This is a genomic window from Agreia sp. Leaf210 (genome assembly GCF_001421485.1).
GTDB lineage: Bacteria > Actinomycetota > Actinomycetes > Actinomycetales > Microbacteriaceae > Agreia.
The window spans coordinates 556,079-577,140 of record NZ_LMKK01000002.1 but is presented as its reverse complement, the minus strand read 5'-3'; the positions used below and the strand labels follow the sequence as shown (position 1 = coordinate 577,140).

Annotated in this window: 18 protein-coding genes; 9 read left to right on the top strand and 9 right to left on the bottom strand. The window is 67.5% G+C overall.

Annotation, left to right across the window (positions count from 1 at the left end; all coding sequences use genetic code 11):
* The first annotated feature begins 49 nt into the window (after positions 1-49).
* On the top strand, positions 50-2,203 hold the full coding sequence (locus ASE64_RS08735; RefSeq protein WP_082466019.1) for an ATP-dependent Clp protease ATP-binding subunit: 2,154 nt from the start codon (positions 50-52) through the stop codon (positions 2,201-2,203).
* 126 nt (positions 2,204-2,329) lie between these two features.
* Positions 2,330-3,865, top strand: coding sequence for an amino acid permease (locus ASE64_RS08730; RefSeq protein WP_055778861.1), 1,536 nt, complete (start codon positions 2,330-2,332; stop codon positions 3,863-3,865).
* 60 nt (positions 3,866-3,925) lie between these two features.
* Here the strand turns inward: ASE64_RS08730 and ASE64_RS08725 are convergent, their stop codons facing one another.
* The 4 genes from ASE64_RS08725 to ASE64_RS08710 form a co-directional block, all read right to left on the bottom strand.
* A complete protein-coding gene (locus ASE64_RS08725; RefSeq protein ID WP_055778858.1) occupies positions 3,926-4,525 on the bottom strand; it encodes a nitroreductase family protein in 600 nt (199 codons plus the stop codon).
* Positions 4,526-4,676: 151 nt separating this feature from the next.
* Positions 4,677-5,756: a threonine aldolase family protein gene (locus tag ASE64_RS08720; protein ID WP_055779866.1), complete on the bottom strand. Its 1,080-nt coding sequence runs from the start codon at positions 5,754-5,756 to the stop codon at positions 4,677-4,679.
* A 101-nt stretch (positions 5,757-5,857) separates the two neighbouring features.
* Positions 5,858-6,154, bottom strand: coding sequence for a hypothetical protein (locus tag ASE64_RS08715; RefSeq protein ID WP_055778855.1), 297 nt, complete (start codon positions 6,152-6,154; stop codon positions 5,858-5,860).
* Positions 6,151-6,825, bottom strand: a complete 675-nt coding sequence (locus ASE64_RS08710) for a hypothetical protein (protein WP_055778852.1) — start codon at positions 6,823-6,825, stop codon at positions 6,151-6,153. Before ASE64_RS08710 ends, ASE64_RS08715 begins: the two co-directional genes overlap by 4 nt.
* Before the next feature lie 323 nt (positions 6,826-7,148).
* Between ASE64_RS08710 and ASE64_RS17580 the strand changes: the two genes are divergently transcribed.
* Both ASE64_RS17580 and ASE64_RS08700 read left to right on the top strand, forming a co-directional pair.
* Positions 7,149-7,346, top strand: a complete 198-nt coding sequence (locus ASE64_RS17580) for a hypothetical protein (protein ID WP_055778849.1) — start codon at positions 7,149-7,151, stop codon at positions 7,344-7,346.
* Entirely contained in the window at positions 7,333-8,013 is a 681-nt protein-coding gene (locus tag ASE64_RS08700) for an HAD family hydrolase (RefSeq protein ID WP_055778847.1), read from the top strand. Before ASE64_RS17580 ends, ASE64_RS08700 begins: the two co-directional genes overlap by 14 nt.
* A 19-nt stretch (positions 8,014-8,032) precedes the next feature.
* Here the strand turns inward: ASE64_RS08700 and ASE64_RS08695 are convergent, their stop codons facing one another.
* Entirely contained in the window at positions 8,033-9,775 is a 1,743-nt protein-coding gene (locus tag ASE64_RS08695) for a cation:proton antiporter (protein WP_055778844.1), read from the bottom strand.
* An 85-nt stretch (positions 9,776-9,860) separates the two neighbouring features.
* On the opposite strand from ASE64_RS08695, the gene ASE64_RS08690 reads away from it, so the two are divergent.
* The 3 genes from ASE64_RS08690 to ASE64_RS08680 all read left to right on the top strand — a co-directional run bounded on the left by ASE64_RS08690 (position 9,861) and on the right by ASE64_RS08680 (position 16,046).
* Positions 9,861-11,102: an MFS transporter gene (locus tag ASE64_RS08690; protein ID WP_055778842.1), complete on the top strand. Its 1,242-nt coding sequence runs from the start codon at positions 9,861-9,863 to the stop codon at positions 11,100-11,102.
* Between the two features lie 90 nt (positions 11,103-11,192).
* Positions 11,193-12,512 carry an MFS transporter gene (locus ASE64_RS08685; protein WP_235480547.1) on the top strand — a complete coding sequence of 440 codons (1,320 nt, stop codon included), beginning with the start codon at positions 11,193-11,195 and terminating at the stop codon, positions 12,510-12,512.
* Between the two features lie 6 nt (positions 12,513-12,518).
* A complete protein-coding gene (locus ASE64_RS08680; protein ID WP_055778839.1) occupies positions 12,519-16,046 on the top strand; it encodes a TM0106 family RecB-like putative nuclease in 3,528 nt (1,175 codons plus the stop codon).
* A 94-nt stretch (positions 16,047-16,140) separates the two neighbouring features.
* Here the strand turns inward: ASE64_RS08680 and ASE64_RS08675 are convergent, their stop codons facing one another.
* The 3 genes from ASE64_RS08675 to ASE64_RS08665 all read right to left on the bottom strand — a co-directional run bounded on the left by ASE64_RS08675 (position 16,141) and on the right by ASE64_RS08665 (position 18,754).
* Entirely contained in the window at positions 16,141-16,422 is a 282-nt protein-coding gene (locus ASE64_RS08675) for a hypothetical protein (RefSeq protein WP_055778837.1), read from the bottom strand.
* 96 nt (positions 16,423-16,518) lie between these two features.
* On the bottom strand, positions 16,519-17,241 hold the full coding sequence (locus ASE64_RS08670) for an SDR family oxidoreductase (protein WP_055778834.1): 723 nt from the start codon (positions 17,239-17,241) through the stop codon (positions 16,519-16,521).
* Between the two features lie 76 nt (positions 17,242-17,317).
* Positions 17,318-18,754: a DUF6421 family protein gene (locus tag ASE64_RS08665; protein WP_055778832.1), complete on the bottom strand. Its 1,437-nt coding sequence runs from the start codon at positions 18,752-18,754 to the stop codon at positions 17,318-17,320.
* 199 nt (positions 18,755-18,953) lie between these two features.
* Here ASE64_RS08665 and ASE64_RS08660 point away from each other — a divergent pair, with 199 nt between their 5' ends.
* Positions 18,954-19,874, top strand: coding sequence for a DUF4190 domain-containing protein (locus tag ASE64_RS08660; RefSeq protein ID WP_156351728.1), 921 nt, complete (start codon positions 18,954-18,956; stop codon positions 19,872-19,874).
* Positions 19,875-19,970: 96 nt separating this feature from the next.
* Positions 19,971-20,666, top strand: a complete 696-nt coding sequence (locus tag ASE64_RS08655; protein ID WP_055778826.1) for a class I SAM-dependent methyltransferase — start codon at positions 19,971-19,973, stop codon at positions 20,664-20,666.
* 26 nt (positions 20,667-20,692) lie between these two features.
* Here ASE64_RS08655 and ASE64_RS08650 read toward each other — a convergent pair whose 3' ends face one another.
* Complete coding sequence (locus tag ASE64_RS08650) at positions 20,693-21,043, bottom strand: hypothetical protein (RefSeq protein WP_104280286.1); 351 nt, start codon at positions 21,041-21,043, stop codon at positions 20,693-20,695.
* Positions 21,044-21,062: the final 19 nt, after the last annotated feature.

Genomic DNA, 21,062 nt, shown 5'->3' with positions numbered 1-21,062 from the left:
TGAGGGCGTCTCGTCGGACTCGCCCCACGAGAAGAAGAAGGACAGGCATATGCAGGCAGGGCAGGCCCCCGCTCAGGAGGACGCCAAGAGCGCCCTCGAACTGTATGGCGTCAACCTCACCGAGATCGCCGCGAGCGGCAAGCTCGACCCGGTAATCGGGCGCGACGCCGAGATCCGTCGTGTCAGCCAGGTGCTGACCCGGCGTACCAAGAACAACCCCGTGCTCATCGGCGAGCCCGGCGTCGGCAAGACCGCCGTCGTCGAGGGGCTCGCTCAGCGCATCGTCGCGGGCGACGTCGCCGACTCGCTGAAGGGCAAGCAGCTCATCTCGCTCGATCTGGCCGCCCTGGTGGCCGGCGCGAAGTATCGCGGTGAGTTCGAGGAGCGCCTGAAGGCGGTGCTCAAGGAGATCAACGACGCCGACGGCCAGATCATCACCTTCATCGACGAACTGCACACGCTCATGGGTGCGGGCGCCGGAGAGGGCAGTGTCGCTGCATCCAACATGCTGAAGCCCATGCTCGCCCGAGGCGAGCTGCGCATGATCGGCGCCACCACCCTCGACGAGTACCGCGAGTACATCGAGAAGGACAAGGCGATGGAGCGCCGCTTCCAGCAGGTACTGGTGGGCGAGCCCAGCGTCGAAGACACCATCGCGATCCTGCGTGGGCTGAAGGAGCGCTACGAGGCGCACCACAAGGTGTCGATCGCCGATTCCGCTCTGGTCGCGGCGGCTGCGCTGTCGAACCGCTACATTCCGGGACGCCAGCTGCCCGACAAGGCCATCGACCTGATCGATGAGGCCGCGTCGCGACTGCGCATGGAGATCGACTCGGCCCCGGTCGAGATCGACGAGCTGCGGCGCAGCGTCGACCGGCTGAAGCTTGAAGAGCTCGCGCTCAAGAAGGAGAAGGACGAGGCCTCGAAGGAGCGCCTCGAGAAGCTGCGCGACGACCTCAAGACCCGCGGCGCGGCCCTGAAAGAGCTGCAAGACCGGTGGGAGCGGGAGCGCGCGAGTCTGAACCGCGTCGGTGAGCTCAAGGAGAAGCTCGACGCTGCGCGTATGAAGGCGGAGCGCGCCCAGCGCGAGGGCAAGCTCGAGCAGGCCTCGAAGCTGCTCTACGCCGAGATACCTGTTCTCGAGCGCCAGCTGGCCGAGGCGGAGGCCGTCGAACAGGACGGCCCGTTGATGGTCAACGACCAGGTGACCAGCGACGACATCGCGTCGGTGATCGCTGCCTGGACCGGGATCCCCGTCGATCGGCTCACCCAGGGTCAGACCGAGCGACTGCTCGGCCTCGAGGGTGAACTCGGCAAGCGGCTCATCGGGCAGAAGCGCGCCGTCGTGGCGGTGTCGGAGTCGATCCGGCGCTCGCGGGCGGGCATCGCCGATCCCGACCGGCCCACCGGCTCGTTCATGTTCCTCGGCCCGACCGGCGTCGGAAAGACCGAGCTCGCCAAGGCGCTCGCCGACTTCCTGTTCGACGACGAGAAGGCGCTCATCCGCATCGACATGTCTGAGTACGGAGAGAAGCACTCCGTGGCGCGTCTGCTCGGTGCCCCTCCCGGGTACATCGGCTACGAGCAGGGCGGCCAACTCACCGAGGCCGTGCGCCGGAGGCCCTATTCGGTCGTGCTGCTCGACGAGGTCGAGAAGGCTCACCCCGAGGTCTTCGACGTGCTGCTGCAGGTGCTCGACGACGGCCGACTCACCGACGGTCAGGGCCGCACGGTCGATTTCCGGAACACCATTCTCATCCTCACGTCGAACCTGGGTTCGCAGTACCTCGTCGACGCGTCGCTGAGCACGGAGCAAAAGGAGGACGCCGTGCAGGCTCTGGTTCGCCAGGCCTTCAAGCCCGAGTTCGTGAACAGGCTCGACGACATCGTCGTGTTCCAGGCGCTCACCCGCGAAGACCTCGCGCAGATCGTCTCGCTCTACGTCGATCGCCTGGCCCGCCGCATCGGCGACCGCCGGCTCGAGCTGGCCGTCACACCGGATGCCCGTGCCTGGCTCTCCGAGAAGGGCTACGACCCGATCTACGGCGCGCGTCCGCTGCGTCGCCTCATGCAGCACGAGATCGATGACCGCCTCGCGACCGAGATCCTGCGGGGAACGGTCCGTGACGGAGACACGGTTCGGGTCGACCTCGACGACGTCGGCGAGGCGCTGACGGTGACGCCGGAGGGTAACAACGCTTAGTCGGGGGTCGTCTCCCGTTCTCGCTTCCCGAGATGGGGGGCCGCCCTTTCGGGGGCTGCCCCCTCTTCGGGGCTAGTATCGCTTCGCTAGGACACCAGTGAAGCGATAGTTGAAACGAGGCAGACGATGTCCACACCAGATTCTCCCCAGGGAGATTCGCACCCGATCGAGGACTCTCCCCAGAAGCAGGACTTCTCGCATGAGCAAGAGGGCTATCACAAGACTTTGAAGCCCAGGCAGCTGCAGATGATCGCCATCGGCGGCGCCATCGGAACCGGTCTCTTCCTGGGCGCCGGCGGGCGGCTCGCGTCAGCGGGGCCCTCGCTCGTGATCGTCTACGCGATCTGCGGATTCTTCGCGTTTCTCATCTTGCGGGCCCTCGGAGAGCTCGTGCTGCACCGGCCGTCATCCGGCTCGTTCATCTCGTACGCGCGTGAGTTCTTCGGCGAGAAGATGGCGTACGTCGCCGGCTGGATGTACTTCCTGAACTGGGCGATGACCGCCATCGTCGACGTCACCGCTGTGGCGCTGTATGTGAAGTTCTGGTCGGCGTTCACCGACGTTCCGCAGTGGCTGCTCGCGCTCATCGCGCTCGCCATCGTTCTGAGCCTGAATCTCGTGTCGGTGAAGGTCTTCGGCGAGATGGAGTTCTGGTTCGCGATCATCAAGGTCGTCGCCCTGGTGGCGTTCCTGATCATCGGCGTCGTCTTCCTGGCGTTCAACTTTCCCACCGACGTCGGCAACGGCCAGACCGGGTTCGCTCTGCTCGCAGACAACGGCGGGTTCTTCCCCCAGGGCCTCCTGCCGGCAGTGCTCGTCATCCAAGGTGTCGTCTTCGCGTATGCGGCCATCGAGTTGGTGGGGACCGCGGCCGGCGAAACTGCCGACCCCAAGAAGATCATGCCGAAGGCCGTCAACACCGTCGTCATCCGCATCGCCGTCTTCTACGTGGGGTCGGTGCTGCTGCTGTCGCTTCTCCTTCCCTACACCGCGTACAAGGCCGACGAGAGCCCGTTCGTCACGTTCTTCTCGAGCATCGGCAGTCCGGAAGTCGGGGCTATCGCCGGAAACATCATGAACTTCGTCGTTCTCACGGCGGCCCTGTCGAGCCTGAACGCCGGCCTCTACTCGACCGGTCGCATCCTGCGTTCGATGTCCGAAGCCGGGGCGGCGCCCAAGTTCACCGGGCGCATGAACAAATCCGGCGTACCGTACGGCGGAATCCTGTTGACCGCGGGCATCACCCTGCTGGGAGTGGGACTCAACGCCATCGTGCCCGAGCAGGCCTTCGAGATCGTGCTCAACGTGTCGGCGCTCGGAATCATCAGCGGCTGGGGCACGATCATCCTCTGTCAGATGCGACTGCAGAAGTGGGCCAAAGAGGGCAAGCTCGAGCGGCCGGCCTTCAGGCTGTTCGGTGCGCCGTTCACCTCGTGGCTCACGCTCGCGTTCTTGGCCACCGTGCTCGTGCTGATGGCCATCGACTTTCCGGTGGGAACGATCACGATCTCGTCGCTCGTGCTCATCATTCCGCTACTCGTCATCGGCTGGTACGCCAGCCGTGACCGCATCAAGGCGATCGCCGCCGCCCGCGAGGGCTACACCGGGGCATTCCCTGTCGTGGCAGAGCGCCCTGGAGATGGGCGCAACGCCAGGAAGTAACTCGTCCGTTCCCTGAGCCTGTCGAAGGGTGCCTTCGACAGGCTCAGGGAACGGTATCGACTACTCGTTGACGAGAACGAGCTCGTCGAGGGCCAGGCGCTCGCGGGGAGCCTTCTCGCGGGCGATCGCGCCCTCTTCGCCGAGCGCCTCGGGGGCGTCGACCGTTCCGAGCGCGGTGACGGTGATCGCGGTGAGGTTCTCCGGGATCGAGAACGCGTCACGCAGTCCCTCGGCGATGATGCCGCTCATCTGGTGAACGTGCAGGCCCTCGTGGTGCGCCTGCACCGACATGTGGGCGACGGCCTGTCCGAGGTCGTAGTTGGCCAGGGCGCGCGGCTTGCCATCGGGGTCGGTGGTCTCGGCGACGTTCACGATGAGAACGGAGGCGTTCGGCGTCCACGCCTGGTTGAACCCCATGAGGTTCGACACGATCTTGTCGAAGGCCTCGGTTCCGCGGCGGGCCACGATGAAGCGCCACGGCTGGGTGTTCGCCATCGACGGCGACCAGCGGCCTGCCTCGAGCACGGAGGCGAGTGCCTGCTCGTCGATCACGGCGGTCGGGTCGTAGGAGCGCGGGCTCCAGCGAGCGGCGAGCACCTCGAGAATCGGGGCGCTGGTCTCGTCGGCGCGGGTCACGGCGGTAGTCGTGGTGAGGGTCATTGCGGGTCTTCCTTCGGGTGTGGTCGTCGCATCGCCCTCAGGGCGGATGCGTGGGCCGGGCATCCATTGCCCAGCTATGCAAACGCATAGAGGCGGCAGGTATTCCCGGTCATCGAGCGTGTTGAGACGGCGCCCTCGAGGGCCGGTGTGCTCAGACCTCGGCGAGCAGCTCGCGCAGACGGGCAGCGAACGCGTCGACATCGGCCTCGGTCGTATCGAAGGCGCACATCCAGCGCACCTCGCCCGTCGACGGATCCCAGTCGTAGAAGCGGAAGCTCTCGCGCAGCCGGTCTGCGACCTCGGGAGCCACGATCGCGAAGACCGCGTTCGACTGCGTGGGCTGAGTGATCGTCACGCCATCCAGCCCCTCGACGGCCTGGCGCAGCCGCTGGGCCATCGCGTTGGCCTGCGAGGCCGAGCGCATCCAGAGCCCGTCGCTGAGGAGCGCGATCAACTGCGCCGAGACGAAGCGCATCTTGCTCGAGAGCTGCATGTTGAGTTTGCGCAGATACGTCAGGCCCTCGGATGCTGCGGGGTTGAGCACCACGACCGCCTCGCCGAACATGAGCCCGTTCTTGGTTCCGCCGAACGACACGATGTCGACCCCGGCGTCGGAGGTGAAGGCCCGCAGCGGCACGCCGAGGTAGGCGGCGGCGTTGGAGATGCGGGCGCCGTCCATGTGCAGGGTCATTCCGCGGGCGTGCGCGTGCTCGGCGATGGCGCGCACCTCGTCGGGGGTGTACGCCGTGCCGAGTTCGGTGGTCTGCGTGATCGAGACGGCCAGCGGCTGTGCGCGGTGCTCGTCTCCCCAGCCCCAGGCCTCGCGGTCGATGAGCTCGGGGGTGAGCTTGCCATCCGGTGTAGGCACGGTGAGCAGCTTCAGGCCCGCGACTCGCTCGGGCGCCGCGTTCTCGTCGGTGTGGATGTGCGCCGTCTGCGTGCAGATCACCGCTCCCCAGCGGGGAAGCATCGACTGCAGGCTCAGCACGTTCGCGCCGGTGCCGTTGAACACCGGGAACGCCTCGACTCCGTCGCCGAAGTGCTCGGCCATCACGTGCTGCAGGCGGGCCGTGTAGAGGTCTTCTCCGTAGGCGATCTGGTGGCCGCCATTCGCGGCGGCGACGGCGGCGAGTACCTCGGGGTGAACGCCGGCGTAGTTGTCGCTCGCGAATCCGCGGTAGTCGGTGTCGTGCAGGCGCAGGGAAGAGGAGGTGTCTGTCGAAAGGGTCACGAATCCAGTCTTGCGCACGCGTCGCGCACGGGCGTTGCGTTCGGCGCTTCTTTGTTGCTATCGCTGGTGTGCCATCGGATGCTGGTCGCCGGTTGCGGGCGTCAGCCGCCGATGCCGAGGGTGGGCCAAGTGCTGGTGCCGGTCCACCCTCGCCGCCGGAGTTCGTGTTGGAGGGTGTTCAGGAAGTGTCCGGGGTTGCGGATGTCGGGGAGCACAGCCTCGATCGACTTCCAGTCGATGAGGTCGAGTTCGCGGCGGCGCACTACGTCGCGCTGCCACTGCGACCTGTCGGTGCGGTGGCCGTCGCCCTGGTACTCGATCCCCACGTTGTAGCCGGGGATCCGTAGATCTGGCTGCGCGATGATCTCTCCCATGGCATCCAGAATCGGCTCGTTCACGATCGGATCGGGAACCCGGCGCTCTGCACGATCAGCCGAAGCCGTGTCTCGTAGGGGGAGTCGACGCGCTCGCGGAGAAGCTCGAGGGCCGCAGCGATCAACGCTGCGTGCCGACGGTGAGCGTGTTCTGCCGCGGCCGCGCGGAGCTGCGGGATGGTAGCGAAGGGGCGATGGCTGCCGTTGCGCTCACGGAAGCCGCGCAGCAGGTAGTCGCCAGCGATCACGAGGTCGACCAGGTCGAGCTGGCTCGCGAGATCGAGCCAGACGCGTGCTGCACGGGAGATGCGCAGGCCCCGGGAGCTCAGCCATGGGGGCGCGCCCTCGCCCGGTTTCCAGGAGTGCCCGACGACGCCGGGGCGCTGCGGAGAGCGGTTGGGTCTCTCGACGGTGACATGAACGGTGCTTTCTCTCTGCAGTCGCCAGGGGAGCGGGACTCCATAGAGTCGAGCCGCGGTCGAATGGCTGATGAAGCTCGTAGCGTTCGTGACGGACTGCAATGCAAGGCAGCGTTCTCGAAGTGTGTCGGCGCCCGCCGGCAATCGCGCCCCATGAAACGGTCTGTGGAGGTCGGATGACATCAATTGCTTCGCGGTCGCTCCCAGCATCAGAGCTTCTCGTGTCGAGAAGGCGCGGCCGACGACGGCATCGGGCAGCGGCTTTCTTCGGGTCACGGGTCCACCATGCCGTGTGAAGCGGTTCGGGGGCGGAAACTATCCACAGGCGCGTGAGGTGCGGCAAAACGCCGTTCGTTGAGCATCGAAACGGCGATGTGCCGCACATGAAACTGGGCGACGAAGAACAGGTGTGAGAAATCGCCGTTCGTTTGACCATCGAAGGTGACTTTGCCGCACGTCGACCGTGCGTGGCCTGGCCGACGGGCGCAAGGGGGTGGAAGCTGCGTCGGCGACAGGACTATCGTGGCCAACTCGACCGGGGCGAGCATGACGACGTACACCCCGCAGACGACGACTGCTACCGAGACGAGAGGACACGAATGGCGCTCAGCGAGCACTTCGATGTGACCAAGCACGACGACGCACCCTGGGAGGTGGCCTTCGCAGGCACTCCCAACATCGCGGGGCACCTCACCCCGGAGGGAACGGGCCTGCGCCTGCACGACTCGGCCGACAACGACCTCGGCCTCTTCGGCACGATCGAGCACGCCCTGACGGTGCTGTATGGCTCCGACTGATCCCGGGGCGCAGCTCTGGTCGCCCGCGCCCAAGGCCGTGCTCTTCGACATCGACGGCACTCTCGTCGACAGCAATTACCTGCACGTGGATGCGTGGTCCCGGGCCTTCGAGAAGGTCGGCCACCCGGTCGACACCTGGCGAATCCACCGCTCGATCGGTCTCGACAGCGACGAGTTGCTCAAGACGCTACTCGGCGACGCCGTCGACGAGCTCGGTGACCGCGCGAAAGACCTGCACTCTGGGCTCTACCAAGCGTCGACAGATAGATTGCGCCCGCTCCCCGGCGCCGTCGAGCTGCTCCGCGCGCTCAGCGGCGCGGGCATCCGGGTGGTGCTGGCGACCAGTGCGCCGAAGGAAGAGCTCGAGATTTTGCTCGACGTTCTCGACGTGAACGATGCGCTGCACGCGACCACCTCGTCAGACGACGTCGACACAGCGAAGCCCGAGCCCGACATCGTGAACGTGGCGCTCGAGCGGGCCGGCGTCGACGCATCCGAAGCGCTGTTCGTGGGTGACGCCGTGTGGGACGTGAAGGCGGCGTCGCGGGCGAGCCTGAGTTCGATCGGCGTGCGCACCGGCGGCATCTCGTCGGGCGAGCTGATGGATGCCGGTGCGCTGCGGGTCTTCGACGACGCGGCGGCGGTGCTGGCCGACTTCGAGGGGTGAGTGACGGCCGCGTCGGCGATCAGTGATCGCCGGTGCGCGGTCGCAGCCGGGTCTCCTCGATGTCGAGCATGCCCTGGGCCTGCGCGAGAATCCGTGACGGGTAGGCTCCCCGGCGGCGGGCATCCAGAAGCCGTTCGCGTTCGGCGAGCACGACGGCCAACCGCAGCTGACGGTACACGCGGTGCGGGGTCTCGTCGGCGCTCGTCGAGGCGGGCGACGCCTCGTGCGAGCGTTCCCACGCCGCCTCGGCCCTGAGGAACGACGACTGGCGTACGCGTTCCACCACGTCGGGGTCGACATCGTTCGCCCCGTCGATGGCACCCGCCGGGTCGTCGAGCACGGCGAGGCCGGCGAAGCTGATCTCGTCGAGCAGGGTGGCGAGCTCGCGGCGGTCTTCGGCCTCGTCGACGCCCTGGATTCCGAGCAGGCGGATCAGCCAGGGCAGGGTGCCGCCCTGCACGATCAACGTCACGACGGCGACGGTAAACGCGATGAGGATCAGCTGCGAGCGATAGGGGATGTCGGCGGGCAGCGACTGCGCGGCGGCCAGGGTGACGACGCCGCGCATCCCCGACCAGCTGAGCACGATGCCGCCGCGCCAGTCGATGCTCTCGCGACGCAACTGCTCGAGGTCGGAGCGTCGACGCTGATAGAGCCGCTCCTCTCGCAGCCGCCGCCGACCCGTCCAGACTCCTCGGTGCGGGGTCTTTCGATAGTGGTAGAGCGCGAGCAGATTCTTGTAGGTGAGCTTCTCGGCGTGCTCAGCGCGCTTCTTCAGCATGTAGACGAGCGGGCCGATCCAGAGGAAGCGCAGCAGCGTCAGGGCGACGACGGCGATGAGGCCGAGTCCGACGGCATCCATCACGCTCAAGACCTCGGGGTTCTCGACGTCGTTGATGAGCGTGCGGATCTCGAGCCCGATCAGCAGGAACACGCCGTTCTCGAGCAAGAACTGGATCGTGCGCCAGTTGATGCGGTCACTGATGCGCGCCTGCGCCGAGAAGGCCGATGGCGCGTGATGCCCTGTGTAGAGGCCGGCCACGACCACCGCGAGAACACCGGATGCGCCGAGCGCCTGGGTGGGCAGGAACGCTAGGAACGGCACGGCGATCGAGATCGCGGTGTCGAGAACCGGGTCGTTCAGCTTCGTGCGTACGAACACCGAGATGAGGCCCGCGAGCAGCCCGATCACGATGGCGACGAAGACGGCGAACAGGAAGTCGCCCACCGTCTCCCACGGCGAGAGGAGCCCGCCCGCGGCCGCGGCCGTGGCCGAGCGCAGAAGCACGAGGGCGGTGGCGTCGTTCACGAGCCCTTCGCCCTCGAGCACGGTCAGGATGCGCGGCGGCAACCCGAGACGACGGCCGATGGATGTCGCGGCGACCGCGTCGGGCGGGCTGATGATGGCGCCCAGCGCGATGGCCGCTGCGAGGTTGAGGTCGGGCAGCATCGTGAAGAGCAGAAAGCCGGTGCCGAAGGCGGTGACGATCACCAGCACCACAGAGAGGCTCGTGATGGTGCTGAAGTTGCGTCTGAAATCGACGACGGGAACGCTGATCGCCGCCGCGTAGAGGATCGGTGGCAGCACCACGTCGAGCACGAGCTCGCCCTCGATGTGCAGCTCGGGGAAGCCCGGCAGGAAGGAGATGGCGACTCCGACGATCACCAGGATGATCGGTGCAGCCACTCCGAGGCGCTTCGAGAAGTACGCGACCGCGACGATGACCGCGATGCCGAATACTGCGTAGACGCCGAGTTCCATGGTCGTTCCAGGGTACCCGGGCTAGGTTCCAGCCACGTTTCGCAGAACGGGACCTAACTATATGCCTTGGCTATATAGTTGATCAGTGCCAACTTCTACATCGCCCCACACCGGATCCATCCTCAAGCAGCCGCTCGCCGTCTGGGCAGTGGCCTTCGCCAGCGTCATCGCGTTCATGGGCATCGGTCTCGTCGACCCGATCCTGCCCGCCATCGCGAAGAGTCTGAAGGCCAGCCCCACCGAGACCTCGCTGCTGTTCACGAGCTACCTCATGGTCACCGGACTCGCCATGCTCATCACGAGCTGGATCTCGAGTCGCATCGGTGCGAAGAAGACACTGCTCATCGGGCTCGCCCTCATCGTCGTGTTCGCTGCGCTCGCGGGCCTGGCCGGCAGCGTCGAGGGCGTCATCGGGTTCCGCGCCGGATGGGGGCTCGGAAACGCACTCTTCATCTCGACCGCCCTGTCGACGATCGTCGGCGCGGCAAGTGGAGGAAGCGGGGCGGCGATCACCCTGTACGAGGCCGCACTCGGTGTGGGCATTGCGGTCGGCCCTCTGCTCGGCGGAACGCTCGGCACGATCAGCTGGCGAGGCCCCTTCTTCGGTACGGCCGTGCTGATGGCGGTCGGCTTCATCGCTATCGTGACGCTGCTGCGCGAGGACAAGACCGCCGTGCGCACACCCACGAAGCTCTCGGCGCCGTTCACCGCGATGAAGGTGCCCGGCATCCGTTACCTCGCCGGCATCGCACTGTTCTACAACATCGGCTTCTTCGTGCTGCTGGCCTACACCCCGTACCCGCTCGGCCTCGATGAGATGGGCCTCGGCTACACCTTCTTCGCGTGGGGTCTCTCGGTGGCCTTTACCTCGGTGTTCGTGGCGCCGCTGCTCACGAAGCGCATGAAGCGCACCAGCGTGCTCAAGCTCGTGCTCACGGTTCTGGCGCTCGACTTGATCGCGGGAGGCGTGGTCATCGACTCGCAGACAGGCCTCATCGTGTGCATCGTCATCGGCGGTCTCATGCTCGGAATCGTGAACACGGTGCTGACCGAGAGCGTGATGGAGGCGAGCGATCTGCCGCGCTCGGTGGCGTCGTCGTCGTACTCCGCCGTGCGCTTCCTGGGTGGCGCCTTCGCCCCTCCCGGCGCGGCTGCGCTGGCCGCGGCGATCTCGCCCAGCGCTCCGATGTACGCGGGTGCTGCATCGGTCTTCGCCGCCGTGCTGCTGGCATTCCTCGGCCGAAAGGCTCTAAGCCGAGTCGACAACGGTCACGACGAGAGCCCTCTTGTCGAGGCTGAAGCGATCACGGTGGGCGAATCCCTCTAGGAGCCCGTTCGTCGAGCCTGGCGAGACGGTTCCCTTCGGCAGGCTCACGGAACGGGGCCGGCCGCGCCTAAACGCCCGTAGCCTTGACGAGTGCCACGCCCCCTCGCTCTCTTTCGCCGTCGATCGGGCGCTGCAGCCGCCCCTCGCGAGCGCCTCTCCCGCGACGTCTACGTTCTCGGACTCATCGCCTTCTTCGTGATGGTCGGGTTCGGCGTGGTCGTGCCGGTGCTGCCCGTCTTCGTGCGCAGCTTCGGCGTGGGCTACGCAGAGGTCGGCGCCGTCGTCTCGGCCTTCGCCCTGATGCGCCTCGTCGCCAGCCCCTTCGTGGGCAAGCTCATCGATCTGATGGGCGAGCGGGTCGTGCTCGCTATCGGCATCGGTATCGTCGCGGTCTCGAGCGGGCTCGTGGGCATCGCCGCCGACTACCCGCACCTCCTCCTTCTTCGCGGGGTCGGCGGAATCGGCTCCGCCATGTTCACCGTCGCGGCCATGACTCTTCTGCTCGGAACGACGAGCGCGGCGCATCGCGCCCGCGCCGTCGGCTTCTACCAGGGCGGCTTCCTCATCGGCGGCATGACCGGCCCCGCGATCGGCGGCCTCCTCGCCACGATCTCGCTCACCGCTCCCTTCTTCTTCTACGCGGGCACGCTCGCCGTCGCGGGCATCGTCGGGCTCGTGCTGCTGCGACCGCGCGCGAAGGTCGTCGACGGCCAGGCGACTGAGGGCGTTGCGGATGCCGCGGGTTCGGAGAACCCGTTGGTTCCGCTTCGCGACGTGCTGCGCGACGCCCGTTTCCGCGCAGCGTGTCTGGCCAACTTCGCCCAGGGCTGGAACTCCTTCGGAGTGCGCAGCGCGCTCATCCCCGTGATCGTCGTCGAGGTCATCAAGGGTCCGAGCTCGTTCACGGGAATCGCGTTCGCCATCGCGGCGGTGGCCCAGACGCTGGCGCTGGGCCCCGCGGCGCGGTTCATCGACCGAGCAGGCCGGAAGCCCGCGCTGATCCTGTCCCTCGCGGCGGCTGCGGTGCTCACCGTCGCCATCTCGTTCACGGGCGACATCATCACGCTCACCGTTCTTCTCAGCCTCTACGGGGTGGTCTCGGCGTTCCTCGGGATCGCACCCGCGGCATCCGTCGGCGATGTCGTCGGACGCCGCGGCGGGCGCGGCATCGCGATCTTCTCGATGAGCTCCGACATCGGGGCCATCGTGGGGCCGCTCGCGGCCGGCGCGCTCGTCGACGCCTTCTCGTTCCCGGTGGCGTTCGGTGTGGGTGCGGTGTTCTTCGTGGTGGCGTCGCTCTACTCGTTCCGCATGCCCGCGTCGGTGTCGGCGGCACCCGCTAGCGTGAACGACACAGCGGCTGCCGACGCGAGGGTCGACGACGTCAGGGCTGACAGACGAGAGAGCTGAGTTCCCATGTTCCTGCTCGATGACACGGTGGTCTACTCGGCCAGCGATCTCACTGCGGCGGCGGCGTGCGAGTGGGCTCTGATGCGCAAGCTCGACGCCAAGCTCGGCCGCATCGATGCCGTGGTCGAGGCCGAAGACGACATGTTGCGTCGCACCGCAACCCTGGGAGACCTGCACGAGCTCGCGACGCTCGAGCAGTTGCGCGAGGCGGGAGGGGTCGTCGAGATCGAGCGGCCCGCGATCGACCAGGTCGAGGTGGCCGCCGCCGAGACGCTCGAGGCGCTGCGCTCCGGAGCCGCCGTGGTGTTCCAGGGGGCCTTCTTCGATGGGCGCTTCCTCGGGTACTCAGACTTTCTCGTGCGCGACGATTCTGTCGGTGGGGAGCCCGCGTACGCGGTCGGTGCTGACCCCGCCTACGCGGTCGGTGCTGGCCCCGCCTACGCGGTCGGTGCTGGCCCCGCCTACGCGGTCTACGACACCAAGCTCGCCCGCAAGGCCAAGATCACCGCGCTGCTGCAGCTCGCCGCCTATGCCGATCAGCTGCAGCAGAACGGCATCCCCACGAGCGAGACGGTGCATCTCATTCTGGGCACGGGCAAGACGACCTCGCACCGACTGCGCGACATCCTGCCCGTCTACCGTCGGCGCCGCGCCCGGCTGCAACAGCTCATCGACGAGCGCGTGGCCGACACCGCGCCCACGGAGTGGGGCGATCCGCGCTACACCGCGTGCGGTCGTTGCGCCGCCTGCGCCGAGCAGGTCGAGCGCACCCGCGACGTTCTGCAGGTGGCCGGCATGCGGCTCACGCAACGGGCGCGCCTGCGGGCCGCAAGCATCCAGAGCATCGATCAGCTTGCGGTGGCCGAAGGCCCCGTTCCCGGCCTCGCGCAGGCCACGCTCGAATCGCTCGCTGGCCAGGCACGCATGCAGATCGAGCCGCCCGCTCCGGGGCAAGCGCTGAGCTGGCAGATCGCCGACCCGGCCCCGTTGGCCGCGATTCCGGCACCCGATACCGGAGACATCTTCTTCGACTTCGAGGGCGACCCGCTCTATCAGGAGGGGTCTGCCTGGGGTCTCGACTATCTCTTCGGTCTCGTCGAACCCGACGAGACGTTCGTGGCGTTCTGGGCGCACGATCTGGCCGAGGAGCGGCAGGCGCTCATCGACTTTCTCGAGTACGTCGCCGAGCGTCGCGCCCGACACCCGCTCATGCACATCTACCACTACGCCTCGTACGAACGCACCCACCTGCTCACGCTGGCGGCCCGGCACGGAGTCGGAGAAGAAGCGGTCGACGACCTGCTGCGTCAGAACGTGCTGGTCGACCTGTATCCCATCGTGCGTCAGGGCATGCGCATCGGCACGCGCAGCTACTCGCTCAAAAAGCTCGAGCCGCTCTACATGGGCGATGCCGAGCGGGCGGGGGTGGCGAACGCCGCAGACTCCATCACCGAGTACGTGCGCTCGCGTGAGCTTCTCGCCGCGGGCGACCCGGTCGCCTCGGCACAGGTGCAAGACGACATCGCCCGCTACAACACCTACGACTGCGTCAGCACGCTGCGCCTGCGCGACTGGCTTCTCGCGTGCTTGGCGTCCGTGCCGCGCGATTCCCTTCCGCCCGGCGTGATTCCGGATGCCGGCGGCCGGCTCGACTTCGATCTGCCGGTGCGCGAGCCCGACCCCGTCTACCTCGAGCTGGCGGCACTGTCTGCGGCGGTACCGCTCGCGGAACGCACCGCCGACGACACGGCGCTGGCCCTCGCATCCGCCGCCATCGATTACCACCGGCGCGAGCAGAAGTCGTTCTGGTGGCAGCACTTCTCCCGGCTCACCGCTCCGATAGACGAGTGGGCCGACACCCGCGACGTGCTCGTCGTGACCGAGGCCGTTGTGCTGCGCGACTGGTTCCGCGAGGGCAGGCAGCGCAGCGACAGACGGCGGCTGGGTCTGCGAGGCGTCCTCGCGCCGGGCAGCTCGATCAAGCCCGGGCAGAATCCGTTCATTCTCTACGACGCCCCGTATCCGCCGATACTGAGGGGGCGCGAGCCCGGTGCCCGAACCGCCCACAGTCGGGTGACGGTGGTCGAGACGCTCGACGACGGCACCATCGTCGTCGACGAGGTGCTCGAGAAAGAGGCGTCGCACTACGACGAACTGCCCGTCGCGCTTACACCGGGCACGCCGCCGCCGCCCGGCACTCAGGTCGACGCCATCGCCGAGTGGGGCCGAGCAATTCTCGACGCGCATCCCGAACCTCTCGCAGACCCGGCCTACGACGTTCTGCGTCGCAGGCCGCCGCGGGCCGCGCTCGCACCCGTGGTGGCAGGACGCGACGGTGTGGGCGACGTGATCTCGGCCCTCGTCGCGTCGCTGCTCACGCTCGATCGTTCGTACCTCGCGGTGCAGGGCCCTCCGGGAACGGGCAAGACCTACACGGGGTCGCATGTGATCGCGCGGCTGGTGCACGAGCACGGGTGGAAGATCGGCGTCGTCGCCCAGTCTCATGCGGCGGTCGAGAACATGCTGCGGGCCGTCGTCGGAGCGGGCGTCGACCGAGCACTGGTCGGCAAGAAGGCCTCCGCGTCGGGCTCCGGTTCGGCGGCCGACGAGCAGCCCGAGTTCACCGTGCTCTCTCCCACGGCCTTCTCCGGATTCACTGGCCGAGAGGGCGGCTACGTCGTCGGCGGAACGGCCTGGGATTTCAGCAACGCCTCTCGCATCCCTCGGCAGTCGCTCGACCTGCTCGTCGTCGACGAGGCCGGCCAATTCTCATTGGCGTCGACGATCGCCTCCGCGGTCTCGGCCACACGACTGCTGTTGCTCGGCGATCCGCAGCAGCTGCCGCAGGTGAGCCAGGGCACGCACCCCGAGCCCGTCGACGAGTCGGCCCTCGGGTGGCTGTCCGCCGGCCATGACGTTCTGCCGCCCGAGTTCGGCTACTTCCTCGCCACCTCCTGGCGCATGCACCCCGCGGTCTGCGCGCCGGTGTCCGAGCTCTCGTACGAGGGAAGGCTGGTCTCGCACGCATCAGACAGGCGCCTCGAGGCAGTCGAGCCGGGGCTGCATCCGGTCGCGGTCCGGCACGTCGAGCGGTCGACCTCGTCTCCCGAGGAAGCCGACGCCGTGGTCGACATCGTCGCCTCCGTGCTCGGCCGCGAATGGTGGTCGGGCGGCGTCGCTCGCCCGCTCGAGGAGCGCGACGTGATCGTGGTGGCGCCCTACAACGCGCAGGTCGAGCTGCTCAGGCTGCGGCTCGCCGAGGCCGGTTACGAGAGCGTTCCCGTGGGAACGGTCGACAAGTTCCAGGGTCGAGAGGCGGCGGTGGCCATCGTGTCTCTCGCGGCCTCGTCGGCCGATGATGTGCCGAGGGGCCTCGAGTTCCTGCTCATGGCCAACCGGCTCAACGTCGCCATCTCCCGAGCGCAGTGGGCGGCATACCTGGTCTACTCACCGACCCTCACCGACGCCCTGCCGAGAACCGAGCAGACGCTCGCCCAGCTGAGCGCGTTCATCCGCCTGGTGTCGCCGGCCTGACGCCTGAGTACTGGGTATCCGCGCCAGTTCGGTTCATCCGCCCCCGGACGACCGGTAGCGGATGCGCCGAACGGGCGCGGATGCGCGTCGCCGCCTAGTGCGGGTGTGACGCGGGCTTCGGGTGGCCCGGGATCGAGTCGCCGCTCAGATTGAACTCCGAGGGATCGACCTCGATGTCGCCTACGTCGTCGGGGCCTCCGGTACCGGGCAGCACGAGGATCTCCGAGGAGTCCATGTCGGAGTCGACGCCGTCGCTGTCGGTGACCGACTCGTTCTCGAGCACGTCGTCGTCGCGCTCACTCGACGGGCTGTACGAGGTGTCCTTCTCGAGGTCTTCTTCTGGCGACAATCCGTGGGTGCGCTTCTCATGGGTCATGCGTTCCACGCTACGGGGGCACATTCATGGCAACCACCCCTTGCCAGGGACAGCCTGGCCTGCTGCATGCCGAGCGTGATGAGCGCGGGTGTGGCGTCAGCTCAGAGGAATCCGACTGTCGTTCAGCTCTGCCGCGTCGCCCTGCCACAAACCGACCACGGCCTGGCCGAGCGCATCCACGTGGGTGAAGCCGGCGTAGCTCTTCTCGGGGTTGTCTCGCTGCATGTCGTCGTCGACCAAAGCCATGATCGAGAAGCGCACCGCGGCCGCACGCTGGGGCATCGGCGCGGTCTTGTTGCCTGACTGCGCGCGACGGAAGCCGTCTGCCACGGAGCGAACCCAGCTCTCGGCGGCGGCCTTCGCGGCCGTGTAGCTGGCGCCTCCGGCGGTCGGGCGCTCGACCGAGTCCGACGACACGATCGCCAGTCTGCCGGCCTCGCTCGCGGCCAACGAGTCGAAGAAGGCCCGCGAGGTGTTGCGCAGAGTGGTGAAGCCCGACTCCATCGCGGCCCAATCGTCGTCGCTCTGAGCGGTGATTCCTGCAGCTCCGCGCCATCCACCCACGAGGTGGATCAGTCCGTCGACGGCTCCGAACTCCCGCGATACCGAGGAGGCGAGCTCCGTGACCGCGGCCAGCTTCGACAGGTCGCATACCCGGGTCGCGGCACCATCAACTGATCGCTCGAAGGCGCGCAGCCTCTCGACATTCGACCCGACGGCCACGACTCGGGCACCGGCCGCGATCAACGCCCGCGACGCGGCGACCCCCGATGAACTCGTGGCCCCCGCGACAACAACAACCCGACCGTCAACGCTCATGACCGACCCTTCTGTAGCTAACCCTGCGGACAGTATGCCCCGGCATGCCGGTACATACTGTCCGCAGCGGCGACGACTAGCTCGCCGACGACCCCGTGATGCCCTCGGTCGACAGGATCACGTCGCCGATCTTCTTCGAGAGCGCCTCGTAGAACATCGAGAGGGGGAACTCGTCGTCGAGAATCGCGTCGGTCAGGGCGCGGGGCGGGCCGTCGAGAGGCAGGGCCTGCGGGCCGCGAGCCCAGACGGATGCCGGGTGCGGCGTGACCGTCTCGGTGACCAGTTCGTAGGCGGCCAGCCAGTGCGCGACCTTGGGCCGGTCGATCGAGCGCCAGTAGAGATCGTCGATCTGCTGGCCCAGTGCGAGCACGCTGTCGGCGACCTCGGGCCAGTCGATGGTGAGCTTGGTGTCGGTCCAGTGCAGAACGTGGTGCTGGTGCAGCCACGCGAACAGCAGCTGGCCGCCGAGGCCGTCGTAGTTGCGCACGCGCGATCCGGTGAGCGCGAAGCGGAAGATGCGATCGAACAGCACCGCGTACTGCACGAGCCGGGCGTGCTCGAGAAGGTGCGCATCGGCATCCGACAGCTCGTTCTCGCCCAGCGCCTCGAGGCGGCGCTGGATGCGCACCGACTCGCGGAAGGCGGTGAGATCGCAGCGCAGCTCCTCGAGCGAATAGAGGAAGAACGGCATGCGCTGTTTGATCATGAACGGGTCGAAGGGCAGGTCGCCGCGCATGTGCGTGCGGTCGTGGATGAGATCCCACATCACGAAGGTGCGCTCGGCCAGTGCCTGGTCGGTGAGCAGGCGTGCTGCGTCTTCGGGCAGCTCGAGCCTCGTGGTGTCGGCGGCCGCACGCACAACGGTTCTGAAGCGCGCTGCCTCACGGTCGGCGAAGATCGCACCCCAGGTGAAGGTCGGGATGCTGCGGGTCGCCACGGTCTCGGGGAAGAGGACGGCCGAGTTGGTGTCGTAGCCGGGCGTGAAGTCGACGAACCTGATGGGCACGAACAGTGCGTTCGAGTAGTCGCCCGCCTCGAGTTCGGCCACGAACTCGGGCCAGATGACCTCGATGAGCACGGCCTCGACCAGGCGAGATGACGAGCCGTTCTGCGTGGTCATCGGGAAGACGACGAGGTGGCGGATGCCGTTCACGCGGTTCTTCTCGGGCCGGAAGACCACGAGCGAGTCGAGGAAGTCGGGAACGCCGAAGCCGTCGGACACCCAGCGGTCGAAGTCGCGGCGCAGGGCCTCATGGTAGTCGGCGTCGTGCGGGAACGCGGGCGAGAGGGCCGCGATGGATGCCGAGATCACGGCCACGAGTTCGGCCGCACGCGGGTGGGCTGCCGCATCGGGCACCGACCCGTCTTTGATCTGGAGTGCCTGCAGCTCGACGGCTGCCTGCTTGAGGCCCAGCCATGCGGCGGACGTCTCTGCCAGCGACGCGTCTTCGACAACCTCGGGTTCATCGCCGATCGCGGGAACGACGTACTGAGTGGTCGTTGTAGTGGGCATGGGGAACCTCCGATCCAAAGGACTGTGCTGGCAGGCGCGATGTGCGCCGTGCTTCGAGGCTACGGGCGATTCCGTAGCGGTTTCGTGTTCGTCGCATCGATTTGCTGCAGCAGCACCCGCCTGGCGAGCACGAATCCTGCAAGCCGCGCAGGTCTCTCCCGCTGTTGGTGGGATGCGTGCCCCCTTTATGATGAACGGCATGAGCCAGACGCCGCCCAACCAGCCCCCTTTGCCGCCCAGCGACGGCTACTCGAACCCCACCCCTCAGTACGGCGGACCGCAGGGGGGAGGCTATTCGCCAGTTCAGGAACCGCGATACAACGTCTTGGCGATCGTCTCACTGGTCTCGGCCTTCTTCGTCTCGCTGGTCGCGGTCATCACGGGCCACATGGCGCTGGGCCAGATCAAGCGCACGGGTGAGAAGGGTCGAGGACTCGCGCTCGCGGGGCTCATCGTCGGGTACGTCGGCATCGTCAGCGGCATCATCGCGATCGTCGCTCTCGTGGTGATGGCCGTCGCGGGCATCGGTCTGTTCGCGACCATCGCGAGCCAGTACGACCCCGACGACTACAGCTACACCTCAGAGCCCTTCACCTCGACGGCTGCCCCCGGTGCGGCGGGCGGAGACCTCACGTTCGACGCCGGAAGCGATCTCGATTCCGGTTCGCTCGCCCAATTCTCTGATCCCTTCATCACCGACTCGGAGTGGACCGTGGCGAGCCCCGACGACGGCAAAGGCAACTGGTCGTACCTCGATCCGTCCGGCCTCTGCACGGTGTCGTTCCACCAGGGATCCCTCGGAACCGAGGTGACCGTGGCTGACGGCGACGACCGCGCCACCACCGCGGGGTTCTTGGCCGTCGTTCTCAGCACCGACGCATCGACGATCGCCGGCAAGGCCGTCGATGACACCATCTCGTACAACTTCGAGGGTTCCGGCTCCGTGGACACCCTGCTCATGCAGGGCACCGACGACGACGGTTCGAATTGGAAGCTGGCGGGACGGGCGTTCGGCGAACTCGGCAGCGGCCTCTACGTCGACGTGACGTGCGACAAGGGCGGCGACCTCGAGTCGGTCTACGACACCGCCGTGACGAAGGCTGCCATCACTGTCTACTGATCCGACGATCGACGCCGAGACCGACGGCGGGGTCGGGCGAGCCGGTCGTGCTCGAGCAGCACAATCCGCTGCTCTCGTCGGCGACGAATAACCTCCATGAGCCTCCTGCAGCAGAACCCCACCGACGCCACGTTCGGCCGCGGGGGAGACGAGCCCTACGCTCGTGCCATCCGCCACGAGGCGCAGGGCGGACTCGCTCTACGCGAGGCCGGACCGATCTCCTCTACTGCGGGCGCTCGACTCGAGCTCGACTTCGACAAGTGGTCCGACGATGCCGACGACATCGACCATTCGCTTCTGCGGAACGCTCGCGGGCCGATTCTCGACATCGGATGCGGGCCGGGGCGCATGGTGCGAGCCGCGGGCCGGCTCGGCCTCGTCGCGCTCGGTCTGGATGTCTCGCCCGAGGTCGTGGCGATGGCTCGCCGCGGCGGGGTGGCCGTGGCCCTCGGTTCCGTCTTCGAGCGCGTTCCCGCGGAGGGGCTGTGGGGCACGGCGCTGCTCATCGACGGCAATGTCGGTATCGGCGGAGACGTCGCGGCTCTCCTCGTGCGCTGCCGCGACATCCTCGCCCCGTCGGGCGTTCTGATCGTCGAGGTGCACACCGACGACGATCGCGATCACGCCTACAGTGCCACGCTCGTCGACGACGAGGGGGCGCAGAGCGGCGTGTTCCCGTGGGCAGAGATCGGGGCCACTCGCCTGGCCGACGTCGCCCGGGCATCCGGCTACACGGTCGAGCGGGCGATCGTCGCTGGCGGTCGCCGCTTCTGTCGGCTCACACGCGCCTGACTGATCGGCGAGGGCGCAGACCTACGCTAAGCCGCCGGCCCGAGCATCACGGCGAGCATCGCGGCGGTGCCACCCACGATGAACAGCATCGTTCCGAGCTGCATGGTGCGCGTCTTGTTGCGGTCTGCCGTGGGAACATCGACCTCGAGGATCGGGCATCCCGACCATCCGATGAGTCCGATGCTCACCGCGACGAGCCCCGCACCGATCCACCACAGCAGCGCCAGGCCTTTGACCAGCAGCGCGGGTCGCCATCCGCTCGAGAGCAGCAGGCCGAGCGAGATCGCCGATGCCCCGACCGCCGCGACGAACCAGATGGTCCCTGTCCACATGATGCGTTGGACGTTCTTCTCGGGAGACATCAGATCGTGGGTCACGTTGATATCTTTCACCCGC

Excerpts from the sequence above, each read along its gene's own strand:
- ASE64_RS08735 (WP_082466019.1), top strand. The coding sequence starts at position 50 with ATGCAGGCAGGGCAGGCCCCCGCTCAGGAGGACGCCAAGAGCGCCCTC.
- ASE64_RS08730 (WP_055778861.1), top strand. The coding sequence starts at position 2,330 with ATGTCCACACCAGATTCTCCCCAGGGAGATTCGCACCCGATCGAGGAC.
- ASE64_RS08680 (WP_055778839.1), top strand. The coding sequence starts at position 12,519 with ATGTTCCTGCTCGATGACACGGTGGTCTACTCGGCCAGCGATCTCACT.
- ASE64_RS08695 (WP_055778844.1), bottom strand. The coding sequence starts at position 9,775 with ATGGAACTCGGCGTCTACGCAGTATTCGGCATCGCGGTCATCGTCGCG.
- ASE64_RS08725 (WP_055778858.1), bottom strand. The coding sequence starts at position 4,525 with ATGACCCTCACCACGACTACCGCCGTGACCCGCGCCGACGAGACCAGC.
- ASE64_RS08665 (WP_055778832.1), bottom strand. The coding sequence starts at position 18,754 with ATGCCCACTACAACGACCACTCAGTACGTCGTTCCCGCGATCGGCGAT.
- ASE64_RS08700 (WP_055778847.1), top strand. The coding sequence starts at position 7,333 with ATGGCTCCGACTGATCCCGGGGCGCAGCTCTGGTCGCCCGCGCCCAAG.
- ASE64_RS08660 (WP_156351728.1), top strand. The coding sequence starts at position 18,954 with ATGAGCCAGACGCCGCCCAACCAGCCCCCTTTGCCGCCCAGCGACGGC.
- ASE64_RS08670 (WP_055778834.1), bottom strand. The coding sequence starts at position 17,241 with ATGAGCGTTGACGGTCGGGTTGTTGTTGTCGCGGGGGCCACGAGTTCA.
- ASE64_RS17580 (WP_055778849.1), top strand. The coding sequence starts at position 7,149 with ATGGCGCTCAGCGAGCACTTCGATGTGACCAAGCACGACGACGCACCC.
- ASE64_RS08655 (WP_055778826.1), top strand. The coding sequence starts at position 19,971 with ATGAGCCTCCTGCAGCAGAACCCCACCGACGCCACGTTCGGCCGCGGG.
- ASE64_RS08675 (WP_055778837.1), bottom strand. The coding sequence starts at position 16,422 with ATGACCCATGAGAAGCGCACCCACGGATTGTCGCCAGAAGAAGACCTC.